The 1,111-nt window shown below is 50.4% G+C and carries 1 protein-coding gene; it reads left to right on the top strand.

Annotated elements, in window-relative coordinates; all coding sequences use genetic code 11:
• A partial coding sequence (locus CCY01nite_RS26715; protein WP_186831292.1) for a GumC domain-containing protein occupies nt 1-1,110 on the top strand: 1,110 nt, incomplete at its 5' end.
• Nucleotide 1,111 lies beyond the last annotated feature (1 nt).

Raw genomic sequence — 1,111 nt, 5'->3', positions numbered from 1 at the left:
CTGAACGGCCAGTATTTCGGTTACCTCGATACCCTTCAGAACTCGCTCGGCTTTCTGAAAGACTCCAAAGAGCTGCTTGGAAAAACAAAAGATATACAGGGCAAGCTCGGCAAATCGATGGAAAGCGTGAAGCAGTTACAATCGAAGCTGCAACAGGCCGAACAGGTCAAGAACTATATCCGTGAGCGCAAGCAGCAACTGAAAGCCCAGTTAAGTCAATATACGGGTCTTACCAAAGATCTGCAAAAGATCAATAAGGAAGCTTACTATTACGCGCAACAGATCAACGAATACAAAGCGGTATTCAAAGACCGGAAGAAGGCCGAGGCCAAAGCCATGGAGCTGCTGCAGAAAGTGCCCGCCTACAAGGATTTCATCAACCGTAATTCACAGCTGGCCCGGCTCTTCAATCTCTCCGCCGGCGGCAGCCAGAACCTTGAACAAAGCCTGGAGGGCCTGCAAACACGTGCGCAGGTAGACCAGCTGTTGCAGCAAAGGCTCGGCAGCGGCGGTCCCAATGCCAGGCAGGCCATCACCCAACAGATGGAAGCAGCCCGCTCACAGTTTGAAGAGCTGAAGAAGAACTTCCCTGACCTGGATAATGCAGGGGACATGCCGGATTTTAAGCCGAAGGAGATGAAGACCAAAAGTTTCCTGCAACGGCTGGAATTCGGTACGAACGTGCAGTTCCAGCGTTCTTCCCAGTTCTTTCCCACAACGGGAGACATTGGCGGTCAGGCTGCTTACAAGTTTGACAAGAACGGCAGTGTTGGCCTGGGTGCGGCATACAAGCTCGGTCTTGGTACCGGGTTCAATAATATCCGGATATCGCACCAGGGAGTGGGACTCCGTTCGTTTGTGGATTACAAGCTGAAGGGGACGTTCTTTGTGAATGGCGGTTTCGAGTATAATTATAATACGCCGTTTGAGAATATGCGGCAGCTGTCGAATGTGACCCTTTGGAGCCGCAGCGCTTTGCTCGGCATCAGTAAGAAATACAAGATCAATAATAAGCTGAAAGGGAATATTATCCTGTTATATGATTTCCTGGCCAATCAGCAAGTGCCCCGGACGGACCCGGTGAAGTTCAGGTTGGGGTATAGTTTTTAAA

The sequence above is a fragment of the Chitinophaga cymbidii genome (genome assembly GCF_007992715.1).
GTDB classification, from domain to species: Bacteria; Bacteroidota; Bacteroidia; order Chitinophagales; family Chitinophagaceae; genus Chitinophaga; species Chitinophaga cymbidii.
This window is presented reverse-complemented; position numbering and strand designations above follow the sequence as displayed.